At 55.4% G+C, this 21,382-nt stretch carries 20 protein-coding genes; 2 read left to right on the top strand and 18 right to left on the bottom strand.

Annotated features, from left to right (window positions below):
* Positions 1 to 6: 6 nt before the first annotated feature.
* From flhA to ACWHYZ_RS15025, 10 genes are all read right to left on the bottom strand, one after another.
* Positions 7 to 2,070: a flagellar biosynthesis protein FlhA gene (flhA, locus tag ACWHYZ_RS14980; protein WP_447987592.1), complete on the bottom strand. Its 2,064-nt coding sequence runs from the start codon at positions 2,068 to 2,070 to the stop codon at positions 7 to 9.
* Between the two features lie 85 nt (positions 2,071 to 2,155).
* Complete coding sequence (locus tag ACWHYZ_RS14985; protein ID WP_447983483.1) at positions 2,156 to 3,229, bottom strand: EscU/YscU/HrcU family type III secretion system export apparatus switch protein; 1,074 nt, start codon at positions 3,227 to 3,229, stop codon at positions 2,156 to 2,158.
* Positions 3,222 to 4,004 carry a flagellar biosynthetic protein FliR gene (gene fliR, locus ACWHYZ_RS14990; protein WP_447983484.1) on the bottom strand — a complete coding sequence of 261 codons (783 nt, stop codon included), beginning with the start codon at positions 4,002 to 4,004 and terminating at the stop codon, positions 3,222 to 3,224. The genes ACWHYZ_RS14985 and fliR overlap by 8 nt, the downstream gene beginning before the upstream one ends.
* A 13-nt stretch (positions 4,005 to 4,017) precedes the next feature.
* Positions 4,018 to 4,287, bottom strand: coding sequence for a flagellar biosynthesis protein FliQ (gene fliQ / locus ACWHYZ_RS14995; RefSeq protein ID WP_447983485.1), 270 nt, complete (start codon positions 4,285 to 4,287; stop codon positions 4,018 to 4,020).
* A gap of 247 nt (positions 4,288 to 4,534) precedes the next feature.
* Positions 4,535 to 5,293, bottom strand: coding sequence for a flagellar type III secretion system pore protein FliP (gene fliP, locus ACWHYZ_RS15000; RefSeq protein ID WP_447983486.1), 759 nt, complete (start codon positions 5,291 to 5,293; stop codon positions 4,535 to 4,537).
* The gene (locus tag ACWHYZ_RS15005; RefSeq protein ID WP_447983487.1) at positions 5,281 to 5,625 is read right to left on the bottom strand and encodes a FliO/MopB family protein; all 345 of its coding nucleotides are present in this window, start codon (positions 5,623 to 5,625) and stop codon (positions 5,281 to 5,283) included. The genes fliP and ACWHYZ_RS15005 overlap by 13 nt, the downstream gene beginning before the upstream one ends.
* Positions 5,626 to 5,711: 86 nt before the next feature.
* A complete protein-coding gene (gene fliN / locus ACWHYZ_RS15010) occupies positions 5,712 to 6,086 on the bottom strand; it encodes a flagellar motor switch protein FliN (protein ID WP_447983488.1) in 375 nt (124 codons plus the stop codon).
* A gap of 23 nt (positions 6,087 to 6,109) precedes the next feature.
* Positions 6,110 to 7,087: a flagellar motor switch protein FliM gene (fliM, locus tag ACWHYZ_RS15015; protein WP_447983489.1), complete on the bottom strand. Its 978-nt coding sequence runs from the start codon at positions 7,085 to 7,087 to the stop codon at positions 6,110 to 6,112.
* 80 nt (positions 7,088 to 7,167) lie between these two features.
* On the bottom strand, positions 7,168 to 7,713 hold the full coding sequence (locus ACWHYZ_RS15020) for a flagellar basal body-associated FliL family protein (protein WP_447983490.1): 546 nt from the start codon (positions 7,711 to 7,713) through the stop codon (positions 7,168 to 7,170).
* A gap of 688 nt (positions 7,714 to 8,401) precedes the next feature.
* Positions 8,402 to 8,896, bottom strand: coding sequence for an HAD-IC family P-type ATPase (locus ACWHYZ_RS15025; protein ID WP_447987593.1), 495 nt, complete (start codon positions 8,894 to 8,896; stop codon positions 8,402 to 8,404).
* 309 nt (positions 8,897 to 9,205) lie between these two features.
* Between ACWHYZ_RS15025 and ACWHYZ_RS15030 the strand changes: the two genes are divergently transcribed.
* Complete coding sequence (locus ACWHYZ_RS15030; RefSeq protein WP_447983491.1) at positions 9,206 to 9,559, top strand: DUF5132 domain-containing protein; 354 nt, start codon at positions 9,206 to 9,208, stop codon at positions 9,557 to 9,559.
* Positions 9,556 to 10,122: an HMA2 domain-containing protein gene (locus ACWHYZ_RS15035; protein WP_447983492.1), complete on the top strand. Its 567-nt coding sequence runs from the start codon at positions 9,556 to 9,558 to the stop codon at positions 10,120 to 10,122. Before ACWHYZ_RS15030 ends, ACWHYZ_RS15035 begins: the two co-directional genes overlap by 4 nt.
* 367 nt (positions 10,123 to 10,489) lie before the next feature.
* On the opposite strand, the gene ACWHYZ_RS15040 is transcribed toward ACWHYZ_RS15035, so the two are convergent.
* From ACWHYZ_RS15040 to ACWHYZ_RS15075, 8 genes are all read right to left on the bottom strand, one after another.
* Positions 10,490 to 10,972: an ankyrin repeat domain-containing protein gene (locus ACWHYZ_RS15040; protein WP_447983493.1), complete on the bottom strand. Its 483-nt coding sequence runs from the start codon at positions 10,970 to 10,972 to the stop codon at positions 10,490 to 10,492.
* A gap of 177 nt (positions 10,973 to 11,149) precedes the next feature.
* Positions 11,150 to 13,243, bottom strand: a complete 2,094-nt coding sequence (locus ACWHYZ_RS15045) for an LTA synthase family protein (RefSeq protein WP_447983494.1) — start codon at positions 13,241 to 13,243, stop codon at positions 11,150 to 11,152.
* A gap of 212 nt (positions 13,244 to 13,455) precedes the next feature.
* Positions 13,456 to 14,370, bottom strand: coding sequence for an NAD-dependent epimerase/dehydratase family protein (locus ACWHYZ_RS15050; RefSeq protein WP_447983495.1), 915 nt, complete (start codon positions 14,368 to 14,370; stop codon positions 13,456 to 13,458).
* 17 nt (positions 14,371 to 14,387) lie between these two features.
* The gene (locus ACWHYZ_RS15055) at positions 14,388 to 15,542 is read right to left on the bottom strand and encodes a DegT/DnrJ/EryC1/StrS family aminotransferase (RefSeq protein WP_447983496.1); all 1,155 of its coding nucleotides are present in this window, start codon (positions 15,540 to 15,542) and stop codon (positions 14,388 to 14,390) included.
* 37 nt (positions 15,543 to 15,579) lie between these two features.
* Complete coding sequence (locus ACWHYZ_RS15060; protein ID WP_447983497.1) at positions 15,580 to 15,969, bottom strand: EamA family transporter; 390 nt, start codon at positions 15,967 to 15,969, stop codon at positions 15,580 to 15,582.
* Positions 15,970 to 16,025: 56 nt separating this feature from the next.
* Positions 16,026 to 16,877 (bottom strand): hopanoid biosynthesis-associated protein HpnK, encoded by an 852-nt coding sequence (gene hpnK / locus ACWHYZ_RS15065; RefSeq protein WP_447983498.1) that lies wholly within the window; start codon positions 16,875 to 16,877, stop codon positions 16,026 to 16,028.
* On the bottom strand, positions 16,826 to 18,034 hold the full coding sequence (gene hpnI, locus ACWHYZ_RS15070; protein ID WP_447983499.1) for a bacteriohopanetetrol glucosamine biosynthesis glycosyltransferase HpnI: 1,209 nt from the start codon (positions 18,032 to 18,034) through the stop codon (positions 16,826 to 16,828). The genes hpnK and hpnI overlap by 52 nt, the downstream gene beginning before the upstream one ends.
* Before the next feature lie 239 nt (positions 18,035 to 18,273).
* Positions 18,274 to 21,357 carry an efflux RND transporter permease subunit gene (locus tag ACWHYZ_RS15075; RefSeq protein ID WP_447983500.1) on the bottom strand — a complete coding sequence of 1,028 codons (3,084 nt, stop codon included), beginning with the start codon at positions 21,355 to 21,357 and terminating at the stop codon, positions 18,274 to 18,276.
* Positions 21,358 to 21,382: the final 25 nt, after the last annotated feature.

The following is a 21,382-nucleotide window of genomic DNA, read 5'->3' on the forward strand; positions in this document are numbered from 1 at the left end:
GCCTCGTTATGCCGCCTCGTCCCCAATACGAATGGTTTCCGCCGACTTAATCGTGGCGATGCCATCAATTTCATGCGGCGCCAGCACGGGAACGGTTGAAAGCACGCGGTCGGTCAATCGCCGGATATGGCGCCGCAACACCGGCGAGCACAGAATGATGGGTTGCTGCCCGCGCGCCGCCACACGCTCAGCCGCCAGCTTCAATGCCCCGATCAAACGATGAGACACATTCGGATCGACCGCCCAATAGCTGCCTTGCCCGCTCGCCGTCACCTGTTCCACCAAGGCACGGTCCAATCGAGGGTCCAAGCTGATCACGGGGAGGATGCCGTCCGGTGAAAGATATTGTTTGGTGATGGTGCGGGCGAGGGCTTGGCGGGCCGCTTCGGTAAGGCTATCGGGATCCTTACTGACTGTGGCATGGTCGGCCACCGCTTCTAAAATAGTTCTGAGATCGCGAATCGGCACCCCTTCTCGGAGGAGGTTGGAAAGAATCCGCACGATCGCCCCCAAAGGCAGAAGAGCCGGAACCAATTCCTCTACCAATTTCGGATGGGCCTTCCCGAGTTCTTCAAGAAGGACCTGCACTTCTTGGCGGCCCAATAATTCATACGCATGCCGTTTGATAATTTCAGACAGATGCGTGGCAATGGCCGAACTTCCATCAACGACGGTATAGCCCCCGATTTGGGCCTGCTCCCGGCCCGCTTCTGGGATCCACAGCGCCGGCAATCCGAACGCCGGTTCTTTTGTCGGAATGCCCTGCACGGTACCTTTCCGTGCGGTTCCCGGATCGATCGCCAACACGTGGCCGGGCAGTATCTCTCCCCGAACCAATTCGACCCCCTTCAGCACAACCGCATAGTCGTTCGGCCTCAGTTGCAGGTTGTCACGGATATGAATGGGCGGGACGACGAACCCCATGTCTGCCGCAATCTGACGCCGGAGCCCCTTGATGCGATCCAAGAGTGCGCCGCCACGGTCTCCATCGACGAGGCCGATCAGCCCATATCCCACTTGCACCTCCATCAGATCCAACGGGGCGACCGAGGGCGTCGGCTCGATGGGCTTGGCTACAGCCGCCTGCTGACTCTCAACCGTTGGCTGCAACGCCTGCTGGTTGAGCTCATACGCCAACCAGCCGGACAGGCCGCCCAGCAACAGAAACGCGACATGAGGAAGGCCAGGAACCACACCTAAGCCGAGCAGGATGGCAGAGGCCGTACCCAGCACCTTGGGGGAGAAAAACACCTGACTCGCGATCTCGTGTCCTAAGTTCCCGTCCGATGCCGCCCGGGTCACCACGATACCGGCCGCGGTCGAGATGATCAGCGCAGGCACTTGGGCAACCAAACCTTCTCCCACCGTGAGTAGGGTGTAATTCTGGGCTGCGGCCGCGAGACTCATGCCCTGTTGCAAAATCCCGATCGTCAGGCCCCCAATAATATTCACCAGAATGATGATGACCGCGGCGACCGCATCGCCTCGCACGAACTTGCTGGCGCCATCCATGGCCCCGTAAAAATCGGCTTCTTCCGAGACCTCTTTCCGACGCCGTCGGGCGTCCGTTTCATTGATGAGCCCGGCATTCAGGTCCGCATCGATGCTCATTTGCTTACCCGGCATCGCATCCAGGGTAAATCGCGCGGCGACCTCCGCAATGCGGCCCGCGCCTTTGGTCACCACGACAAAGTTAATGACGACCAAAATAACGAAGATGACGAGCCCGACGGTGTAACTTCCGCCAACGACGAAGTTCCCGAATGCCCGGATGACCTCGCCCGCGGCCGCCGGTCCTTCATTGCCATGGAGCAGGATCAGGCGGGTCGACGCAATGTTGAGTGACAGGCGAAACAGTGTGACCATCAAGAGCACGGACGGAAACACCGAAAACTCGAGCGGCTTGCGCACCTGCATGCCGACCAGCAGAACGACGATCGCAAGCGTGATGTTGAAGGCAAGGAGTATATCCAGCGCGAATCGTGGTAACGGCAGCAGCATGATCATCAAGACGCCGACGACTCCCAACGACATGAGAATATCCGGCTGTCGGAACACATTTATCTGCATGCCCGATAGGCCTTCCCGACCCGGCACGGTCTCTTCAGATCTCTGGCGCTGAGCCACTATGAAGTCCTTCCGTTACGTCGCTAGATCAGCGTGTGCCACGGGCACGAAAGACCAATGCCAGGATTTCCGCCACAGCACGGTACAGTTCTTCGGGGACCGCCCGGCCGATGTCGACTAACTGATACAGCGTGCGCGCCACGATCTTATTTTCAACGATCATGACGCCATGCTCGGCCGCCACTTCCTTAATCCGTTCGGCAATGAACCCCGCTCCCTTGGCGACCACGATGGGCGCCGCCATGCGATGCTGGTCATAGCGGAGAGCGACAGCCAAGTGGGTCGGATTCGTGATCACGACATCGGCCTTCGGCACGTCCGCAATCATCCGATTTCGCGCCATTTCCTTTTGCAAGCTGCGCACACGCGACCGCAGCACCGGATCACCTTCCGCATCGCGGTGCTCCTGCTTGAGCTCTTGCCGGGACATTCTGAGACTTCGTTCCCATTCGAATCGCTGATACCCATAGTCGGCCAGTGCGATCAGGCCAATGGTAAACGCGATGATCATGGTGAGCCGAAACGCCAGCAGGCCCATGACCTGGAGCATCACCGGCAGTTCTTGATGCACCAACTCGGGAAGGAGCGAGACATTGTTCCGCACGGCGAAGGCGACCACGCTTCCGATGACGCTGAGCTTGATCACCGCCTTGAACAATTCTCCTGCGGATCGAAACGACAGGAGTTTTCCGAGTCCTGCAACCGGGTTAATGCGAGATCCCTCCATGCGCAGGCCTTCGCTGCTCCAGAGTGCCCCGGTCTGGACTAGGTAGGCGACAGTCCCCACGACACCGACAGTCAGCGCGAAGGGCAGGACCAATTCCAGTGTTTCCCACCCAAACCGACCGATGATGTCGTGCACCCCATCGATATGAAGCCCTATCAGCGCCTTCGTATCGGTTGCTCGCGTGAACCATTCCCGCATGAGGCTCACGATCCTGGCTACGGCGGTTCCCGACAGCAGATATAAACATCCGACCGCGCCAAAGAGCATGGCCGCCGTTGGCACGTCCCGACTCAGGGCGACCTGCCCTTGGCGGCGCGCGTCCGCTTTTCTCCGCGCACTTGCCTGCTCTGTGCGATTTTCGTTTTGCTCAGCCATGGCGCAGGAGCCTCATCAGGTCGTAGACGGTCTCATACAGGCGACCGTATTCGAATTCCAACAAGCCGGCTCCATACGGTAGCGCGGCGCCCATCACCAAGAATCCGGCTGCAATGGTGACGGGAAAACTGGTGACAAACACATTGAGCTGCGGAACGCTGCGACCCATGATCGCAAGCCCCACGTTGACTAACAAGACAACGGCGAGAATAGGAGCGGCCAGTTTCATCGCAATGACAAAGAGGCCTTGCGAGAGGCGAAGCACATCCTCTACCAGAGCGGTAGACAAATGCGCACCAAAGGGCGGTATGAGATCAAAACTGTCGGCAATCACGCGTACCACGGTGGCCTGGACGTTCAACGCCAGAAAAATCAATGAGGCCAAGACGGTTTGAAACTGGCTGACCAGCGGCACCTGATGTGCACTCATCGGATCGAACAGTTGAATCATGCTCAATCCCATTTGACTTCCGATCAGGTCTCCAGCCAGTTCAATACCGGCAAAGACAAATCGAACCGCGAGACCGATGACCAAGCCCACAAGAAATTCGCTCGTCATGCCGGCGCTCAGTTGGAGCGGGTCCGACGGCAGTGCCGGCAGATGAATGATGGGAAACAAGACCATGGTGAGCGTCACCACCAGGCCGGTCTTGATGTGCAGTGGGATCACCCGGCTGCCGAGAATCGGCCATGCCGCCAGGATGCCGCCGACCCGAATGAGGATCACCATAAACACCTGAAAGTGGGGCAAGGCGATTTGGAGCGTGTGACTCATGGATCCCGCCATGTTAACGCGCGTATTCCGGAATACTGAGCAAGAGAGTGGTCATGAAACTCACCAGAGTTCCCATCATCCAGGGGAAGAACAGGAGCGTGGCGACGAAGATTGCGATCAGCTTGGGCACAAAGCTTAAGGTGGCCTCATGTATCTGGGTCATGGCTTGGAAGGCGCTGACCGCGAGCCCAATCAGCAAGCTGAGCGCCAGCATTGGCGCTGAGACGAACAGCATGGTCTCAATAGCCCGCCGGCCGATTTCCATGACTGCATCCGTGTTCATCTCATTCCTCCCCATCGATCAGTCATCTCTTCAAGTCTTGCCCCTTCCCCGCCTCTTCGCCCGTGTTAGAAACTATGCAGAACGTTCACAACAGTCGTGAGCGAGGCCGCAGGAAGTACGGAGCCGAGGCGTATGCATTTCACCCTCCCTACCCGGGGGCGTGTCGAGACAGACTCCTTTCCCGGAGCGGTAAGTTGAGGCGTTGTATGAACGAGAACGAGGCTGACGGCCATTTTTCAACATCCTGCTAATGAAAGCTCTTCACCATCGATCCCACGACCAGATACCATCCGTCGGCCAAGACGAAGAGAATCAGTTTGAACGGCAGCGAGATCACCACCGGAGGCAGTAACATCATGCCCATCGACATCAAAATGCTGGCGACCACCATATCTACGATTAGAAAGGGGATATAAATCAGGAATCCAATCTGGAAGGCGATTCGCAACTCGCTCAAAATGAATGCGGGGATGACCACATGGATGGGAAGATCCGCTGGGGACGACGGTTTCCCCATCTTCGCCAGATCCACGAACAGTTCCAGGTCTTTCTCCCTGACTTGCTTGAGCATAAACGCTCGGATCGGCACGATGCCTTTTGCCCACGCTTGCTCATAGCTGATCTGCTCATTGAGCACGGGCTGGATTGCATCCGCGTACACGGTTTGTCCGACCGGAGCCATGACGAACAGCGTCAAGAACAACGCCAAGCTGATAAGAACCTGATTCGGAGGGACTTGCTGCGTCCCTAATGCCTGACGGAGAAATGACAGCACGATCACAATACGGGTGAAGGAAGTCACCATGATGAACAAGGCCGGTGCCAACGAAAGCACCGTGAGCAGCGCGAGGATCTGGATGACGACCGCCGTCTGCCCTCGGCCGCTGTTTCCCAGGTCGATCGTGATCGACGCGCCTTCCGCCCACGCATTACTTCCCACGCCCAGCAGTATGGCTAACGTGACAGCCGCCATCATGCTGACATGCGGCCGGATCACGGCATCCATATTCCGGCCTCCGCTGTACTTACCGATTCGCCGGAGGCGATGGAGGGAGGCACGGGATGACCAAGGCGTTCCGAGTGGCGGACACGTCCTAGCGGGATGAGGTCCGTCGCTGTCGCGCCGATGATCAGCAATTCGCCTGCGACGGAAACGACAGAAATCGTTTTTCGAGGACCGAGATAGCCGGTACTGAGGACTCGCACGAACGGCGCATCGGCGGGGGCGCAGAAACGAGCGCCCATGATCCGGCGAGCGATGGCGACGACGATCATCATGAGCGCCAGCACCACGGCCAATGCAGAGAGCATGCGGAAGACGCTATCCCAAAAGTCCATGTGCCCACTCATGACAGGGATGAATGCTGAGTGATGAGGAAATGAAAAAGCCGTCAGCTACGTGTCGTTCTTCGCTCATCATCGTGCTATGTCAGGTGCTGGATCCGCTCGACGGCGCTGACCACATCAGTGAGGCGGATGCCGAACTTCTCATTAACCACGACGACTTCCCCGCGAGCTACCAGTTGATGATTGACCAGGACTTCCAGCGGCTCGCCGGCCAGCTTCTCTAGTTCGACGACGGACCCTTGTCCTAATTGCAGCAGATCACGAATGAGCATCTTGGTCGATCCGAGTTGCACTGACACCTGCATCGGAATGTCTAAGATAAAATCGAGATTCTTGATTGACCCCTCGCCATTCTTTGTTTCCAGTGGTGGAAAGGTGGCCGGCTTCGGATCGGTCACCACTCCGGTCGGGGCTTCCCCTACCTGAGGCTGGGCTGCATCGTCATTGGCCATACGCCTTCTCCTTCGTGCGAAAGCTAGTTCGTGGGCAGCACCTTCGTAATGCGATAGGCGCGATTGCCCTTGAGGACACCTGCGTGCCCATGGAATTTTGGAAGACCTTCGACTGACGCGAGCATCGCGTCGCCGGGACTCTGGTCGAGTACCAAGACGTCACCGGGCCGGAAGTTCAAGACATCTTTCACCCGGATTGTCGTCGTGCCCAGCTGGACAGACATATCGATCGGACACTCTTGAAGACTGTCCCGGAATCGATTGGCCCATCCGGAATCTTGATCCATATGATCGGCAAAAAATCCGGCATAGAGCTTTTCCTTGATCGGCTCGATCATGGCGTACGGGTAGACAATGAACAAATCATGCCCCGACTCGCCGACATCCACACGCAACAGGACGGTCATGACGATTTCGGGAATCGATACGATCATCGCGAACTGCGGGTTGCTTTCGGAACGGAGATACTGCACCTTCACCGGGATGACGGCCTGCCAGGCCTTCTGCAAATCAACCATCGCCTGGTCCACGATGGTCTTGATGATGCGCTGCTGAATCGAAGTGAAATCCCGCCCCTCAGGCTTCACATGCGTCTGACAGTTGCCGCCAAAGAAATGATCCACGAGCAGGTACACCAGCACTGCGTTCATCGTGATCAAGCCATGCCCTCTAAGCGGGTCGATGCGAAAGACGCTTAAAGAAGATGGGATGGGAATCTTTTTCAGAAAATCGCCGAACTTGATGACCTGCGTCGACACAATGCTGACTTCAACTTGCTTGCGAAGAGCGGCAGACCAGGAGACGGATTGGAGACGGCTGAATCGATCGTTGATCATGTCGAAGGTCGGCATGCGACCACGAATGATGCGCTCCTGCGATCCAAGGTCGAACGGCCTGGTCCCGCCCGTGTCCTCCTCTTTCGGTTCGGTGTCGACTTCACCGGACACCACGCCACGAAGGAGTGCGTCAACTTCTTCTTGTGAAAGAATATTTTCAGCCATCGGTTCCTCAGTTTCGACTTTCAGGCGTCAGTTTTCAGCTCAGAGCTGATTGCTGAGCGCCGATCGCCGGCCGCTCGTGATCACTGCACCACAAATTCGGTGAAGTACGCAGATCGGATACCGCCTTTCGGTAGGAGCGCGTTCACTCGCTGGGTTAGTTCGTCACGGAGTTGAAATTTGCCCTGAGGGGTTCGGAGACTGGCGGCATCCTTGCTGGACAGCAAAATCAAGATCGTATCTCGCAGTTGCGGCACACGGGCACCCAAATCTGCTGAGACGTCGGCCCGATCCAGTTCCAGTTTCACGGTCAGCTTGAGATATCGCGCTTCCGGCACATCGGCCAGATTGACGATGAAGGGATCGACATCGTAAATCGCTCCAGGCGTATTCGCGCTCTGGATTTTCGCCACCGACTCTTCCTGCTTGCCCGAGGCCGGCTCTTGAGGCGATTGAGACGCATCGGTACGGACCTCTTCTTTGTGCCCTGCGAACTTCATAAAAGCGATAGTCCCGCCCAATCCCAGCAACAACGTGCCGCCTACGATGAGAATGACAAGTTTGATGGGGATGCCGGCGCCACGTGCGGGCGCTTTATCCTCTTCCGCTGTGACGACTGCTTCGGCCATGATTCACCTTTGAAGATGGTTGTGCATGGCAGTTGTGCAATGGGTGTGCCACTTATACTTAGAGAACGACGAGGGGTAACTGCGCAGGAAACCGTATAGTTACGAATTACGGCCGACACGGTTTTGGAAATATGACAGTAAGGCGGTTGACGGCGTCAGAATCGTGACGGGGTCAACACGATGAGTGTCAGTGCCCACTTTAGGTAGTGTTGAGATGAATAAGAGACGGGCCTATCTCTACCGGCTTTTCGAGCCTAGCCACTGCAGTGACATTTGAATTTGAACCACAGTTCTTACCATACGGGGGCAAGTGAACTGAAAACGGTTAAACTCATCTCCTCTTCTAGGATTAGTACACAGACAGGTCTGTCTCGTGATGCAGTGTTCAGGTGATCCCTGACGCTTGTAGGACTACTTCACTGATGTCCTGGTCGTACTTAGGTGTCCCTCCCCGCTACGGCCGCCATGCCTTTGTGAGGTAATGTCACACCGTGGGAATCAGCTCTGCTGGACGAAACAAACTGGAACATCACATTTAAGGACATCATGGTGAACTTGTTGGCGGCTCTCGGCGCTGCTGCAGGTTGGTGAACAAATCGCCCAACGGGCCATACTGGCGTGCATATCACTGTGAGACACAGATCAACGCTGGGCGAGGTCGTCCGATGACCGACACAGCCGGCACTCTTTATTGAACATGTGACGTACTGAAAGAGTCAGAGAGCAAAGAATCCATATCCGTCCGCCATGCCGATCTTTGTGATGATGTCCGGAGGGTTTGATGAAACAGAGGACGAAGCGCATTGAACGTCGCCGCGATGGCTGAGCCATTGCTGATGAGTGTTGCCCCAACCGGTCCGATGATCCCGAGCACAGATAAGGCAATGGCCGTGGAATTCGGATAGGCGATGACCCGCCAATTCTGCTCGATCAATCGGACCGCCTGACGAGCAATGTCGATCGCTTCCGGAATTTTGCAGAGATTGCCTTCTAGTAAGGTAATACCAGCCGTTTCTCTGGCCACATCCGCTCCACCCCGAACGGCGATGCCGGCATCGGCCTGTGCCAGGGCCGGTGAATCATTGATGCCGTCACCAATTACGGCCACCGTGTGGCCTTTGGCTTGAAGCGATTTGACATAATCCAGTTTCTGATGGAGCCATCGATACCCTGTACACGCAATCGGACACGACCCCGAATTGCGTGCACTACTTCATACTGTAGAGACATTGTCGTAAAGGCGTCGTCGGCATTGTTGAGTGCCGCGATCTACTCTGCGGCTGGTCGCACTCGTGTTCTTTCAAATGGTGAGATGGGGAAAAGCTTCATCATACTACTGCAACCACTGGACCCTCCAAATAGGATGAATCGAGATGGCGTGACGGTTGCAGGCTTACATGTTTGTTCCGTCTCGACTTTTGCCTTCGCAGCCTTCATCATAAGCACACAACATAAGTACACAACACCTAGCTTATCATCCAGGGAGGCCGCGATGAGTCTCTTTGAAGACCTGCCCAAATCCTGGTTCTCGTCGAGCATTGTTGCCGTCGGCGCTATCCTCATGGCTCCCACGGTCATTCCCGCCCTGGGCTCTGCGTTGCGACCACTGGCCAAAGTCTTGGTCAAAAACGGTATCACGGTCTACGATTCTGCTAAAGAATTGATCGCGGAAGCAGGGGAAGAATTGAATGATATGGTGGCTGAAGCCCGTGCAGAAATGGAGCAGGAGTCACAACTTGAGACAAGCAGGGCCACCGAAACACCCACGTCCGGGCGTGCTGAAGAGGCGAGCCGAGAAAGTGGCGGCCGTGCCTCAACCGGGCGTCGTGAAGGACAGAAGGCATGAATGCCGTGCCTATGCGGGGACTTCGCCTTGTCCACACAGTGCCGGGGCGCACTCGTCTAAGATTTTCCGAACTAAAGACCCATCCGCATCGACATCCTCATCTTCGGCAGAAGCTCGCGTCAATTCACGGCGTCCATCACGTGGAGACGAATCCAAACACAGGCAGTGTAGTGCTCTACCATGATCGAGCGATCACACGCTCCACGGCCTTCCTCACGGCCATAGCTGCCGCCTTTGGGTTGGCGGCGTTCACACCTACTGACATCGACGAATGGCTTGAACTATTGGATGATGGCTCAGCAAATGAAGCGGCTGACTTGCGCACAGCGATTGAAGGGATCGCCTCGACCATTGACCGAACAGTCGTGGACCTGACGCATGGGCGCTTGGATGGCAAAATGCTTTTGCCTGCGGTCCTGGTAGTCCTTGGTCTGCGAGGGCTTTTGGCAGGCGAGACCCTCGTGGCGCCAAAATGGTATGAGTTTTTTTGGTTTGCGTTTAGTGCATACGTCGCCCTGAATACCGCGAATAAACCGACAAGTCAAGATGAGACGGTATCGTAACGACAGCGGTACTCAATCGGCGTGACATGAAGGCCCGTGGAGCCTCAACGCCTTACGCCATACGCCTGTTGAGAGCCTCAAAGCAACTCCCCCACTCACCACAGGGGGGTGCCCCTTCTCTTGAGGCTGGGCATATGGGTATTACCCCTACTACCGGCGGCCCTACTATCCCTTAATCTTTGCCATCCCACACCGACTCCTTCGAGACCACCGCCGCCATCCATTCCCCCACAATTTAGGAAACACCCCCTAGGTTTATGGATGGCCCTGCAGGCATGGATCACTCCAGATCATTCCTCCGGAAGTACCAGTTAGCTTGGCTGAATTAACAAAGATGACGCCGAAGCTACTCGCTTAAAGTCAAGGTCTAATGCCTGGGACGCCGGGCAGCGAACTGGGCTGTGAAAGATCGCAACAAGGTAAGGACCTTCCTTCGGTCCTCAGAATCTGGCGCCAAGGACTCGGCGAGCGTGATAGGACTAGCAAGGTACCAATGATTTGGCTGGTCCATCTGTGCGCCCCGCTCCAGCAACAATTGAACGACCTCGGCATGTCCCCCGTATATCGCCGCATGAAGTGGCGTCCAGCCTGTATGATCCGTCGCATTGATGTGGGCACCATGGTCCAAGAGCAAACGGACAACCTCCGAGTGACCTTTAGCCGAGGCGAGAATCAATGGACTGCTACCGAGAATCGGAAATTGTGTATTGGCATCTATTGCCTGATCGAGGAGCGATGACACGCCGGACGAGTCGCCACTGTCCGCGGCATGCATCAACCCAAGACTACAACCCTGTAGCAGTATTGGAATGAGCGCGATGAAGAACACTTGAAAGCGGGGGCAGCACATGAGCCAGGACCTATAGCACAACCATTCATCAAGTTCCACACGTGAGTGCGTCAGCGTACAACCACCAGGAGAATCATGACAGAAACGAAGTCCGCGTGTATTGGTCTCCGGTCAACCCAGGGAAGTGTCGCTCTCCTCGACATGGTCACAAGAACACGCCTAGATGTTGGCTCCCATTCACAGGTTGCTGCCGAGTTTGGTCCATGACCACATTTGATTGTGTTCGATGAGCAGATTGGTCGTGAGATAGAGCGCCACCATCTCATGATAGTGCAGTGCCGCCTGGCTTTCATCGAGTGATATGTGATCGCGGTGATGTAATCCTAGATCGGCCCGACTGATCATTTGGTCGCGAAATGAGAATAGCCACAGGCCCGAAGGATCGGCGATCCCAATGAGATCATCATAGACGCTCGAAACATAGGCACGATTGTCATAAAGACATTGAGTAATCAAAAGACAACTGAGGTCCTGCCCCATGAATGGAGCGAGACGAGGAGTCAGCCCGTTCATCGCAAGGATAGTGGGGGCCACATCGACCTGGCTGGCGATTCGATCCACTGTATGAGGGCGGTAGATATCATCCCTGCGAAGTGAAGGATCAAGCCAAATAAACAGGGGCGCGAGAAAGTGGCCGGCCTGCCGTTCTATATCGGTACTTCCGATCGGTTCGTGTCGACCGTGGTCGCCGAGTACCAGGATCATTGTGTTGTTGAGCAGGCCTTGTTGTTGAAGACCGGTAAAGAATCGTTCGAACTCCAGGTCAAAATAGCGAAGTGCGGCCAGATATGGGTCCCGCTCTTCCCGGAGGGCGCGAACGTCGGCATGTTGTAATGGAACGGTAAAAGGATGATGGGTGCCAGAGGTCATCGTAGCAAGGAAGAACGGGGCCTTGCCGGCCTGCAGGCTCTCGATCCGCCCGCGGAGAAAATCAAACAACGCGCCATCGGTCAAGCCGACCCCAAGCCGCCGGGCGTTGGGAGGAAAATCCCGTTCGCTGTAAAAACGCTCCATCCCGTTGCGTTCCAAGAATGGCCGAAGCCCGGGCAGGTCACTGTCCAAGCTCACCACCATTTCGGTTTGAAACCCAGCCTGACGCAGAAGGGAAGGTAAACAGAGATAGTCCTGGCCGTTCCGTGTTTTGATCACAGCCGTCCCTTGGCGTGGAAAGGCCGAGCACAACGTCGCATAAAGGCCTCGTGTCGTCTGCACGCCATTGCTAAAGAAATGCTCAAAGTAGACACTGTCCTCTTTGAAGCGATCGAGAAAGGGGGTGAGGCGAACCGTCGGGGACAGATCCGGTCGATCAGGCTCCGCATGGCTCACATGAATCTCTTGCCCCACATATCTTCTGTCCAAGCCTTCGACAAAGATCAAGACGATATTAGCGGGCCGGTTAAATGCAACCCCGTTATATCGATGGTGTTCTTTCACCAGAGGATATTGGTCGACGGGAAACGATGTTCCTCCCATGTACGCTTGGGTGATCTGAACCGCCTGGTTTAAGTCCATAGCGACGGGAAGCATGGCCGGAGTCCAACCCCATTGGGAGAGGAAGACATCTCGAACCGGTTGCCGGGCAAAGAGAATGGGATTTTGTGAAAGACTGCGGTAGGGTTCACTTTCAATCTGGAGAACATGGGCGAAAGACGGTCCAAGAGGACCGATCCCATAGGCGCTTCCTCCAAGCATGATTGCGAGTACCAACGTCGTGATATATGGAGATCGTCCTTCCCACTGTGGAACACGACGCGCATGACACCGCCAGAATCCCCCGCTCCAAATCAAGATGAGGAGCATTTCCAACACTACAAATCCCCCGACATAGAACATCCATTGCCGAGCATCGTCGAGTTCGGCGGTCGTCTGCTGGCCGGCTTGGGACGGCGCCTCTTCTTGAACGGAATGTAACAGTTCATCGACATATTCAAAAAAGACAAAGTCAAGGTGTTGATGATTGTATCGGTAATACCCAATATCTGCCGTTGATACGACGAAGAGACTCAGCGCCATGAGGATAAACGCGAACACGAGCCCCCGGTCATATCGAAAGGCGAATCGTCCCTTCCCATTTCGTTTGAATAGGGCGAATGGAAGACTAAATAGCACGGCCAGAACGAACGCCAGCGCTAATGCCCAGAAAGTCGTCACGGCATCTGCCAGCAGTCCAATCACCAACGTCTTTGCAAGCAAACCGGCCGATGGAGGATCCCGCAAGACGACGTTCCCTAAAAGAAAAAGACGCTCACCCTGCTGAATAAGCAGGAACACAACGCCCCAAAACAACAGGAGTCGTAGAGTGGAGCCAACATGGCTAGGCGATGGAGTGATTTCAGGACCTCTGAGACAAGAACATTTCAGCCAGGCTTACACAGTGGAGCAACCTCCTGATTGTCTTCTGCGTAGCGTAGGTATTCAATGGGCTGCGAAATCACCAACCGGCTGGCACGTCTATCCGGCTCAACTCATCCGGAAAGAGTTTCTCATGCCCATTTTTGACGAAACCACTCGACGGTCCGTTTCAGCCCGTCCTCGAAGGAGACCGTCGGATACCAGTTCAGCTCAAGACGAGCTTTGGTGGCGGTGACTTCTTTGCCGCCGAAGTCACCTGGCCGAGCCGGAACGAAATCAAGTTTGACATCGTCTCCGAGAATTTTCTTGATGCCTTCGGCGACCTCCAGGACCGTGACCTTCCTCGTCCCTTCTAAATTGTAAGTCTGGTTCGCGGCGTTCTCCTGCATGGCCAGCACGTGCGCTTCAGCCATATCCCTCACGTACACGAAATTTCGGTATTGTTCACCTTTGCCGGAGATCGTGAGAGGTTCACCATTTAAGGCCTTTTTGATGAAGATGGGGATGAGCAGTTCTTCGCGCATCCTGGGACCGTACGGAATTCCATACCGCAAGATTGTAAAGGGCACTTTATACAGCTGCGAATAGTTATGACAGACCATTTCCGCGGCCATCTTCGTAGATGTGTAGATGTGCCCGGCTCCCTCCAGATAGAAAGGCACCGTCTCGTCAGCGGGTTTACCGTTCGGCGCGCCATTGTAAACCCACACGGTGGAGGCCAGATGAACGCGCTGTGCCCCATTGATCCGTGCCGCTTCGAGAATGTGGGCTGTGCCCATGATGTTCAGCGCGGTGCAATACACGGGATACTTGTACGCATAATTCACATTGCTGACGGCGCCCAAATGAAAAATGTGCTCAGCCCCCTTCGTGGCCACGAGAACGGAGGAGAGATCCATGAGATCCACGTCCTCAAAGGCCACATCGTCCCGATGCGGGCGGACGCGATGATCGACCACGGTTACCTGATGTCCCGCATCAGCTAAGGCGTCCACGACGTGCGACCCGATAAACCCACTTCCTCCCGTGACAACAACCTTTGCCATGATCCTGACTCCTTTCGTTATCCGATGACGGCTTTCAACGCGCTCAACACGTGATGCGCCTCGGTTTCTTCCATGCCGGAGAATATGGGGAGGCAGAGGTGTCGCGCACAATAGTCCTCAGACACGGGAAGCGGCCCTGTCACATACGATTCAAAAACAGGCTGTGTATGGAGCGGCTCTTCGTAGACTTCACCGGCCAGCGAGACCCCATACTTCTCGCGGAGCAATGTTTTTAATGCTTTCCGGTCCTGTTGCTGTTTCAGCACGACGAGATACTTGTAATAGTTGCACGTCCCTCCCGGTGGGATCACCACAGGCGCCGGCCCTCGGAACTCGGTGAGCCCGCGGTCATACACCGTCGCAATCTTTTGCCGATCGGCAATCATGGAGGGCAGACGTTCGAGATGTTTCAAGCCGATGATGGCGTGCGGTTCCGACATGCGCCAGTTGTGTCCCATCCGGATATGGGAATTCTGCGTGAAGCTGGCCTTGCCTTGATCGCGATAGATGCGCGCTTCCACCGCAAGACGGCTATCATTGGTCACGATCATGCCGCCCTCGCCGCTTGTCATAACCTTGGTGGGATAAAAACTAAACGAGCTCGCGATGCCGAATGCGCCAGCCCTCATCCCGTTATAGGACGACCCATGCGCATGAGAGGCATCCTCCACCAACCACAGCCCCTTCTTACGTGACCATTCCAGAAGCTCAGGCATACGGCGCGACACAACGCCACCGATATGGACAACGATCAGTCCAACCGTCTTCGTGGTCACCTTCTTCTCGAGATCTTCTGGCCGCACGGCAAACGACTCCGGATCCATGTCGACGAATATGGGACGACCTCCCGCATGGACCACCGCCGCAGCCGTCGCGAAAAACGTGTTAGTCGGAACGAGCACGTCTTTGCCTTCGACGCCCAACCCACGAAGAATGATCTCGAGGGAACTGGTGCCGCTGTTCACGGCGATGGCATGGTCGGTACCACAAAACTTGGCGAACTTCTGTTCGAACTCCATGCCATATTTACCCAGCGTCAACTGGCCCGTACTCAGAACTTCCTGGATGCGCTCCGCAATCCAGGCCCGGTCTTCCGGTAAGAATTGAATCTTGGCCGCCGGGACTTTTCGGATAGGTTCTTGCCCTACGGCCTGTACATGCCCAGTCCACATGGGTGGCTCCTCTCGTCAGAATTCACACAGTTTCCCGTTAGACGGTTTCGTGTCCTGCCATGGTGATTAACACCACACCCACAATGACCAATATGATCCCAGCCCAGCGCAACGTGGGCACCGCCTCTTTGAGGATCATCACAGCCAAGATGGCGGCCATCCCGAATTCAAGGGCTGTCATCGGGAGAACGACGGTCACATCTGTCCATGACAAGGCCGCCAGGAAGAGAAAATAAAATATTCCATTCAATGCCGTGCCGATGAGCACCCAAGGGTTGCTCAAGGCCTGACTGAAATAGGTCAGGAGCGCCAGAGGTCCGTACTCGTCCAGGGACCCCACCTGTTGCATGCCGTGTCGGACAAAAATCTGACCGACCGCGGCGGCGGCGGTGGCGATCGTCATGGCGACTAACACTCGTAACATCATTCTTCTCCTTGGCTGATCTTTGACAGATAGTCCACACAACATGGAGCGTCGCTGCTTCACAATTCGCTGAAGGACAGCGGACGGATGCCGTGCGTTCCCAGCGCCTCTTTGACGCGAGGATTAATGAGTGCCTCGAACTCTCGCTCATGCTCGTAGTCGGGCATCGTATGGTCAATTTCTGGACAGCGCCGCGTCGCAGGATGAAAATAGATTTCAGTCACGCCCTCCGGCAGATGGGCAAGGAACCGCAGGACCAGACGGCTGTCCACATGGCCGCTGTCGTGCAATCCAAAGACACAATCGTTCGAACGAATACGAGCGAGCTTCAGCCGTAGTTTTAGAAGCTTCATCCAGGGGAATAACAGGGCCCATGATGCGAACTTGGACACAAAGCCCGTGCGCGAAGCACGCCAAGACGGCAAAAATGGTTCATACGGCAGACGCATCGCAGACAGTCCATGTTCTTTCCCTATTTTCAGAATTAAGCCTAGGATTGTTGGATGCAGATGCATGTGGTTGTGGGCATTCACATGATCGAGCGTAAGGCCGGTTTTGCGGAACGCCAGAAACTGCGCGGTAATTTCCGATTCAAGTTGTCGTCTGATGCCGGGCTTAAAAAAAAACTTGACACCGGATGCCACAAGACGTGATGAGAATTCACCGTGCTCATTCACAAGATCGGGAATGAGCGCTGAGGAAAGAATGGAGACCCCTTCAACGAGCACCAGGTGGAGGCCGACCTTGAGTGAGGGGAGCCGTTGCGCGCGAGCCACCGCATCTTCTGTAGCATCGGCGCCGACCATCAGGCTGGCGGTAGTGAGAATGCCCCTACGGTGCGCGGCTTCAATGGCTTCGTTCACCGGGACGGCGAGGCCGAAGTCGTCCCCTGTGATAATGAGTTGTCGCATGCTGTGGTGTTCTGTCTGACCAGTTTTCCGTCTCGCGTGAGAATGAATGCCTCTCCCCGCCAGATCGTGGTCCGTTTCGTAAACGCCAGGAACCACGACGCTAAGGCCGCGAGATCTCGAAAAGGGAGGAGTGCCACACTTCTCAGGCCGTCTGCATCTTTCAAACCCCATCCCATCACTGCTGTAGCGGTCACAAGCCGGATGGAAAGCGCCGCGCCTAAGATCGCCAACCCAAGAGTCGATCCAAGCGTGGAGAGGGCGAAGAGACACGCAAACGGTACGGGTCGGATGATAAGGGTAGAAAACAGGGCTCCGGGTCTGGCCGCGCGATTGTTCTGATCCCAATAGACCAAATGGTTCCACCATTGTGACGGCGTCTTGAGGTCCACGACTGTATCGACCAGGTATGGCAGAATGACTGGCTTCTGCCCCATGGACCATATGCGTTGTCCCATCTCGAAATCCTCGACGAGATAATCCGCCAAACTCTCGAGTCCCCCAATCTGCTGAAGCGTGGTCCGTCGCACAGCGGTGGACGCCCCGAGACAGAACTGTGCCGCTCCTGTCACAAGGGCAAATGCCATATTCGGGGTCAACTCAGCATTGATGGTCAGGAGTTCCATTTTTTCGAACCAGGTCTCGGCTCCAATTGCTTTGTACAGTGTGCACACATACCCGACTTGAGGGTCAGCAAGAGGCGCGACGATGGTCTTCAAATAGTCCGGTCTCAATTGAACATCGCTGTCGCTGATCACCAAGATCTCGTGCCGCGCGTGCTTGAATCCTCCAATGAGATTGTTGATTTTCCCATTGGGGCCAGCATCGTACGCTTCGATCGCTACCGTAACCCGCTCGCACCCAAACTCTTGCTGAATCTCTCTCAGCAAAGGAATTGCGGGGTCATCAGGACGCTGGACGGAGAACACGACTTGAAAGGCGGGATACTCCTGAATACAGGTACTTCTCAGATTCGTCCGCAAATCCTTTTCGAGTCCGCATACGGGTTTCAGAATGGTCACGGGAGGCCATTCACTAAATGGAGCGATAGCCATAGCGCGTGTCGCCGAACGGAATTGAAACACAGTCCACATGCACAACAGCGCATAGACAGAGCCACAGACGACCGGAATCAATAAGATGACTTGGATGACTGACACGAGTTCTCCCAAGAGAGCAACAAAGCTAAGGCGACAAAAGCATGAATCAGACCAGAACGCGTTGAGCCAGGCTCGCGTGGACTCCCAAGCAGTTAGCGGATGGTCACAGGAATCGGCAGATGAGAAGCTTGCGCGGGACGTTAAAGAATTTGAATCATAATCAAATTTTTTTGACGACGAAACAGCTGACTACCCTATCCCATTGCCCGGCCTGCGCGACAAGCCTGAATAGCCGATCTTCAGAGTCTCGATGTGTCAGCGGTGAGATCATTTCGTCTATAGAGGACCAGGCAGAGAACCGGAAGCACGACCAAAATAAGAACGGGGGATGTCAGCATGCCGCCGACCACGACCCGCGCCAGCGGTTGTTGGGACTGTGCGCCGATTCCCGTGGCAATGGCGGCCGGCAGGAGCCCAATGGCTGCTGCGAGCGACGTCATCATCACGGGCCGCATGCGGGCCTCGGCGCCTTTGATAACGGCGGTCCGGACATCATGCCCTTCATTGATCAGCGTACGGATTCGACTAATGAGAAGCAGGCCGCCTTGAATGGCCACACCGAACAGAGAAATAAACCCGACGGCGGCCGAAATGCTAAACGGTGTCCCCGTGACTGCCAAGGCCAAGATGCCGCCGACAAGGGCAAAGGGGACCGAGCATAACACTAAGAGTGCCTCCCGCAGGCTATTTAACGCCATGTATAGAAGCAGGAGAATAATGAGCAGAGTGACGGGAAGGATCCGATTCAGTCGCTCTTTCTCATCTTGCAATTGATCAAATTCCCCATGCCATTCCATCCGGTAGCCTTCCGGCAACACGACCTCTTTCTGGAGACGCGCTTGGGCCTCTTTGACGGTCCCCTCTAAGTCGCGTCCCCGGACGCTGAACTTGATGGGGATATACCGTTCGTTGTTCTCTCGGTAAATGATAAAGGCGCCGGTTTGCATCGACAGGGAGGCCAATTGTTTCAATGGGATTCTCGCTCCATCCGGCGTGCTGACTAAAATTCTCCCAATGCTCTCAAGATCCTGTCGATACTCGGGGAGAAACCGCACCACTAAATCAAACCATCGTTCCCCTTCATACACTTGCGTCAGAGCTTGTCCTCCAATGGCCGCCTGGACCACCGCGTTCACATCGGCAACCTGCAACCCGTAACGGGCACAGGCCTGTCGGTCCACTTCAACGATGAGGCTTGGCTGGCCCAGCAGTCGCAAGACGCCCAGATCCTTGACCCCTGGGACTTGTTTCATCACGTGTTCGATCTCGAGCGCCTTGGCTTCTAGGGTATGTAGATCTTTCCCAAACAGCTTGATCGCATTCTCCCCTTTCACGCCGGACATGGCCTCTTGCACGTTATCTTGGATGGCTTGAGAAAAGTTGAAGGTCACTCCCGGAAACTCCCGTAACTCCCGTTCGATCGCCTCGACTAAATCGGCCTTTTTCCGCAACTGTGGACGCCACTCTTTTTGACTTTTGAGATTGACGAGAAATTCTGCGTTGAAGAAGCTGGTGGGATCCGTCCCATCATCTGGACGGCCGAGTTGGGATGCAACGGTCGTCACTTCCGGATAGTGTCGAAACACATTGCGGATGTCCGTGGCGAGTCGGCTCGCTTGCTCAAATGAAATGTCCACCGGCATAGTCGCCCGCACCCATAGATTCCCCTCTTCCAAGGCGGGCATGAACTCACCTCCCAACAATGGCACGACCGCCAGCGCGACAGCGAATAGAGCAAGAGCAAACCCGATGACGAGAACAGGGCGTGTGAGGGCCCAAGCGAGAACTCTGCTATGGAAATACTTGATGGTACGAACAATGACAGTCTCTTTTTCTTTGAGAGGACCGGTTAGTAAAAACGAACACAGCACCGGGGCCAGCGTGAAGGCCATGAGCAAGGCACCACTCAGAGCAAACCCATAGGTCAATGACATAGGGGCAAAAATCTTCCCCGGCACGCCTGTCATGGTAAACAGCGGGATGAAGGCCACGACAATAATTGTGGTGGCGAAGAAGATGGAACTCCCTACTTCTCGGCCTGCGCGCGCAATATACATCGGCACCGTCACCCCCTGCTGATCCTTCCGGTTCAGGTGCGTAAAAATGCTTTCCACCATAATGAGCGTCGAATCAACAATAATGCCGAAATCGACCGCGCCCAGAGAAATCAAATTGGCGGATTCCCCGACGAGCACCATCATGCAGAACGTGAAGAGCAAGGCGAAGGGGACGGTGAGCGCCACGATCATAGCGGTCCGAAAATGACCTAAAAAGATGAACAAAATGATGAGGACCAGGACTACCCCCGTGATCACAATGTCCATTACGGTTTCAATCGTCGTGTGAATTAAGGTAGTTCGATCATAGAACGTCTTGATCTTAACCCCGCCGGTAAGCGTGCGTGTGTTGAGGTCCTCGGCCTTTTTAAGGACCTCTTTGAGGACCGGGAGCGCCTGTGCTCCACGCTGCAGTAAGACCACCCCTTCCACGACATCATCTCGATCGTCGATTCCGACTTTCCCGAGACGCACCCGATGCCCGATGCTCACCTGTCCCATGTTTTTCGTAAAGATGGGCGTCCCATCCTTCTCAGCCACGACGGCATTCTCGATATCATCCAAATCACGAATGAGGCCCAAGCCCCGAACGTTAAAACTCTGCGAGCCAATCGTGAGGTAATTGCCCCCGACATCCGTATTGCTTTTGGTGAGCGCGTTCATCACTTGATCGAGACCCACGTTGTAATTCAGCAGTGCGATGGGATTAAGATCCACGTGATATTCTTTCGTGGTTCCACCAAACGTGGTGACATCGATGACGCCCGGCACGCGTTTGAATTCTCGTCGGATTTGCCAGTCCTCAATGGTCTTGAGCTCGGTCAAGCTTTTCTCCGGTCCCACCACTTCGTATCGATAGATCTCGGCAATGGCGGACCAGGGCGAGATGGCCGGCTGCACGTTCTGAGGCAGCGTGATCAGTTGTAAACGATTAAGCACTTCTTGCCGGTCCCGGAAGTACTCGGTACCAAAGTTGAAATAGACCTTGATGTCACTCAGCCCAAAAATCGAGAGGGACCTGATATCAGCCAGCCCGGGCATGGCTTGCAAGGCGATTTCGATCGGGATGCCAATGGCGCGCTCAATCTGCTCCGCGGACCACCCCGGATACTGCGTAATGACTTCAATCATGGGTGGAGAGGGATCGGGGTAGGCCACGATGTCAAGGCGATGAAACGCATAGAGTCCGCCGAACATCAGCAACACGCCGAGTACGCACACCAAGACCCGCTGGCGCAATGCCGCGTCAACAATTGTACCGATCATGTCGCGGTCGCTCCGTGTAATGAAC

It is taken from the genome of Nitrospira sp. Nam74 (assembly GCF_965152615.1).

Excerpts from the sequence above, each read along its gene's own strand:
- ACWHYZ_RS15035 (WP_447983492.1), top strand. The coding sequence starts at position 9,556 with ATGAATGCCGTGCCTATGCGGGGACTTCGCCTTGTCCACACAGTGCCG.
- ACWHYZ_RS15030 (WP_447983491.1), top strand. The coding sequence starts at position 9,206 with ATGAGTCTCTTTGAAGACCTGCCCAAATCCTGGTTCTCGTCGAGCATT.
- ACWHYZ_RS15050 (WP_447983495.1), bottom strand. The coding sequence starts at position 14,370 with ATGGCAAAGGTTGTTGTCACGGGAGGAAGTGGGTTTATCGGGTCGCAC.
- fliQ (WP_447983485.1), bottom strand. The coding sequence starts at position 4,287 with ATGAACACGGATGCAGTCATGGAAATCGGCCGGCGGGCTATTGAGACC.
- flhA (WP_447987592.1), bottom strand. The coding sequence starts at position 2,070 with ATGCAGATAAATGTGTTCCGACAGCCGGATATTCTCATGTCGTTGGGA.
- ACWHYZ_RS14985 (WP_447983483.1), bottom strand. The coding sequence starts at position 3,229 with ATGGCTGAGCAAAACGAAAATCGCACAGAGCAGGCAAGTGCGCGGAGA.
- ACWHYZ_RS15020 (WP_447983490.1), bottom strand. The coding sequence starts at position 7,713 with ATGGCCGAAGCAGTCGTCACAGCGGAAGAGGATAAAGCGCCCGCACGT.
- ACWHYZ_RS15055 (WP_447983496.1), bottom strand. The coding sequence starts at position 15,542 with ATGTGGACTGGGCATGTACAGGCCGTAGGGCAAGAACCTATCCGAAAA.
- fliR (WP_447983484.1), bottom strand. The coding sequence starts at position 4,004 with ATGAGTCACACGCTCCAAATCGCCTTGCCCCACTTTCAGGTGTTTATG.
- ACWHYZ_RS15060 (WP_447983497.1), bottom strand. The coding sequence starts at position 15,969 with ATGATGTTACGAGTGTTAGTCGCCATGACGATCGCCACCGCCGCCGCC.
- fliP (WP_447983486.1), bottom strand. The coding sequence starts at position 5,293 with ATGGATGCCGTGATCCGGCCGCATGTCAGCATGATGGCGGCTGTCACG.
- fliN (WP_447983488.1), bottom strand. The coding sequence starts at position 6,086 with ATGGCCAATGACGATGCAGCCCAGCCTCAGGTAGGGGAAGCCCCGACC.
- ACWHYZ_RS15075 (WP_447983500.1), bottom strand. The coding sequence starts at position 21,357 with ATGATCGGTACAATTGTTGACGCGGCATTGCGCCAGCGGGTCTTGGTG.
- ACWHYZ_RS15005 (WP_447983487.1), bottom strand. The coding sequence starts at position 5,625 with ATGGACTTTTGGGATAGCGTCTTCCGCATGCTCTCTGCATTGGCCGTG.
- fliM (WP_447983489.1), bottom strand. The coding sequence starts at position 7,087 with ATGGCTGAAAATATTCTTTCACAAGAAGAAGTTGACGCACTCCTTCGT.
- ACWHYZ_RS15040 (WP_447983493.1), bottom strand. The coding sequence starts at position 10,972 with ATGTGCTGCCCCCGCTTTCAAGTGTTCTTCATCGCGCTCATTCCAATA.
- hpnK (WP_447983498.1), bottom strand. The coding sequence starts at position 16,877 with ATGCGACAACTCATTATCACAGGGGACGACTTCGGCCTCGCCGTCCCG.